This is a genomic window from Carnobacterium sp., from assembly GCF_032094055.1.
Taxonomy (GTDB): Bacteria; Bacillota; Bacilli; order Lactobacillales; family Carnobacteriaceae; genus Carnobacterium_A.
The window spans coordinates 45,594-48,451 of sequence record NZ_DAMDAK010000001.1; the positions used below are offsets into that span (position 1 = coordinate 45,594).

Genomic DNA, 2,858 nt, shown 5'->3' on the forward strand with positions numbered 1-2,858 from the left:
GATTTCATCGACATCTAAAACTTCCCCATCTTGCATCATCCGTTTACGAATACGATTAATAATAAGGCGAGGCGGTTCTAATTCTGTCTGCTCTAATAATCCGATGATCCGATCAGCATCGCGAATAGCAGATATTTCTGGAGTCGTTACCAGGATTGCTTCATCCGCTGCAGCAATAGAATTTTGAAACCCTTGTTCAATTCCTGCTGGACAATCAATTAAAATAAAATCGTAATCTTCTTTTAACTCATTTACAATTTCAATCATTTGTTCGCCATTCACATCATTTTTATCAGCATTCTGTGCTGCTGGCAATAAATACAAATTATCATTAAATCGTTTATCTTTAATAATGGCTTGATGTAGTTTTGCTCGGCCTTCAACCACGTCAATAATATCGTAGATAATGCGGTTTTCTAATCCTAAAATAACATCTAAGTTCCTTAGTCCAATATCCATATCAATTAAGCAGACCCGTTTGCCTTGCAAAGCGAGTGCTGTTCCAATATTTGCAGTAGACGTCGTTTTTCCTACGCCGCCTTTTCCAGAAGTAATGACTATTGCTGTACCCATGATTTTAATCCCCCTGTCACTTTACCTAAATTTGGACGCATTTTCCTCAACTGATCTAAAGATTCAAAATCCAAAATATGTAAATCATTAATATATGCAAATTCATTTTTTTTAATTTGTTCTTTATCAGCAGATTGATTTTCAATAATTTGAACATTATCAGCTATTCGTACTTGTGCGTTTGTATGGAAATCAGCCACAATCACCGCTGTTGCATCACCTTCAAATCCAGCATGAGCAATGCCATGCAATTCTCCGATGATAAAAATATTGCCATTTGCTCGAATCACTCCACCGGGATGTACTTTTCCCACAAAAAGAATGTCACCGGGCGCTTGAAGAACTTGTCCGCTACGGATTGTTTGAATTTCCATTTGTAAACTCACTGCTTGTTGCCATGCTAAGGCATTTTCATACGTAATAACAGCAGAGTTGATTTTTTTTATTTCAAATTGACTATTGTTTTTAATTTTTTCTGTAATTTCTTTTTTTTCTTCATCTGATAATAAACGGTTCCCTGTTGAAATTTCTAAATGGATTTCTTTTTTCTCTTCTTCTAAATCTGTTTTTTTGGCTTCAGTCTTAAGATGTTCCAATAATTGCTCTAATTCTTCAATGATCGTAGTAAAAGAAGCCGATTCATCTAAAGTTAACATAAAACCATCTTTGTTTCCTTTTAATGACACACTCTGTTTCACCTTAACAACTCCTTATCAGCTAAATAACGAATGAACATTCCATCGTATTTAATTCTCTAATATTTTAATTATTATCTTTTTCAAAGGATAGAATGCCAATATAAAGAATACGAGATTTAACAATAAAGTTGGCCCTAAACGACTGGCCATAAAAGTAGTCATATCTATCTCTGCAAAGCCTAAAACTTTATAAAATCCATATAGAATTGTTTCTACAATACTCAGATTGATCACAACCATCATCCCTATAGTAAGCGCATTTGGATGCAATACTCGTTTTACTTTTTCTGTGATGTAAACAATAATTGGAAAAATCGCGACATACATACCTAAAATCCCTACATAATAGCTGTCATAGAGCAAACCAAACATAATTCCATAAAGAATCATTTTATTTCTTGGAAGGTAAAAGGACATCAACACAAAAATAAGAACAACCAACCTAGGCGTCATTATATTCCCATTCTCTCCATACAATTGGACAGAAAAAACTCCTGATAAAAGACCATCTGTTAAAAAACCAATAAAAATTACAAGCGGAGCAAAAACTTTAACTTTCCATTGTTCGTTCATCTTACTCACCACTCTCAGCTGTTCGTTGAATGAAAGTCACATAACGAATATCATTTAAGTCCGCTGCCGGTGTCACGTAAGCTTCTTGTGATAAACCATGAGCATCTAGTTTAACTTCATCGATTGTTCCTATCAACAATGAACTTGGGGATCCCCCGCCTAGTCCTGAAGTCATTACTTGATCTCCTTTTTTTATGGTTACATCAGTAGTTATTTGTTTCATAATCAAGCGATTCGTTTTTGTATCATATCCATTGATGATACCGTGAACGAATCCATCTTTAGAAGAAACTGAAGCGGCAACTCGATTGTTATTTTGGTCAAGTGTCGTTATCAGTTGAACTTTTGAACTTGTCGGACTTACTTCTATCACTCTTCCAATTAATCCATTATCTGCCATCACAGATAACCCGACTACTATGCCGCTTTGGCTCCCGCGATCCACTACAATTTGGTTAATCCAATTATCTGGATTCCGGCTGATAACTGTACCGTTTATTTTTTTATTTCAATAATTGATTTTCTTCATACGTATTTTTCAAATTATCTACTGACTCCATAAAATTAACTACGGCATTGGTTGGTTTGGACAACACGCGGCCTGTAATAGCAGTGATGTCATTACTAAACTGCTGTACTATCGGTAATTTGCTTTTTTCTGTAATAGAATAGGCGATTAGCCCTAAACAAACGATAACACTCACCAATAATATAATTAGTTTTTTATTTGAAAAAAATTGATGCAAATTCTCACCTCATTAATTCTTCAGGCTTTATCCATTTTAACATATCTTAAACTAAATAACTTCGTATTTTGTTATTTTATTCTCCGAAATGAAACGATGCGGAAAGCAAAATACTGCCCGCATCGTCACATTACGTCATGTAATTTTTACTTATTTCATTCTTTTCTTTTTATACAAATTCATATGTTTTAAAGATTCACCAGTACCTAAAGCTACACAATCTAGTGGGTCAGCTGCTACGAAAACAGGAACTTCAGTTTCATCAGCG

Annotated in this window: 5 protein-coding genes and 1 pseudogene; all 6 read right to left on the minus strand. The window is 34.6% G+C overall.

The genetic code is table 11. The annotated features are described in order from the left end of the window. Positions 1-573: septum site-determining protein MinD (gene minD / locus RT405_RS00270; protein ID WP_313466704.1), on the minus strand; the 573-nt coding region annotated here is incomplete at its 3' end. Beyond that, positions 558-1,271, minus strand: coding sequence for a septum site-determining protein MinC (locus RT405_RS00275; protein WP_313466705.1), 714 nt, complete (start codon positions 1,269-1,271; stop codon positions 558-560). The genes minD and RT405_RS00275, both read right to left, overlap by 16 nt. Positions 1,272-1,319: 48 nt before the next feature. Beyond that, entirely contained in the window at positions 1,320-1,844 is a 525-nt protein-coding gene (gene mreD, locus RT405_RS00280; protein WP_313466706.1) for a rod shape-determining protein MreD, read from the minus strand. Between the two features lies 1 nt (position 1,845). After that, positions 1,846-2,289 (minus strand): rod shape-determining protein MreC, encoded by a 444-nt coding sequence (gene mreC, locus RT405_RS00285; protein WP_313466707.1) that lies wholly within the window; start codon positions 2,287-2,289, stop codon positions 1,846-1,848. A 58-nt stretch (positions 2,290-2,347) separates the two neighbouring features. Continuing rightward, positions 2,348-2,590 (minus strand): hypothetical protein, encoded by a 243-nt coding sequence (locus RT405_RS00290; protein WP_313466708.1) that lies wholly within the window; start codon positions 2,588-2,590, stop codon positions 2,348-2,350. A 150-nt stretch (positions 2,591-2,740) separates the two neighbouring features. Beyond that, a pseudogene (locus RT405_RS00295) lies at positions 2,741-2,858 on the minus strand (rod shape-determining protein); the annotation flags it as partial.

Coding starts and splice junctions, on each gene's coding strand:
- mreD (WP_313466706.1), bottom strand. CDS start 1,844: ATGAACGAACAATGGAAAGTTAAAGTTTTTGCTCCGCTTGTAATTTTT.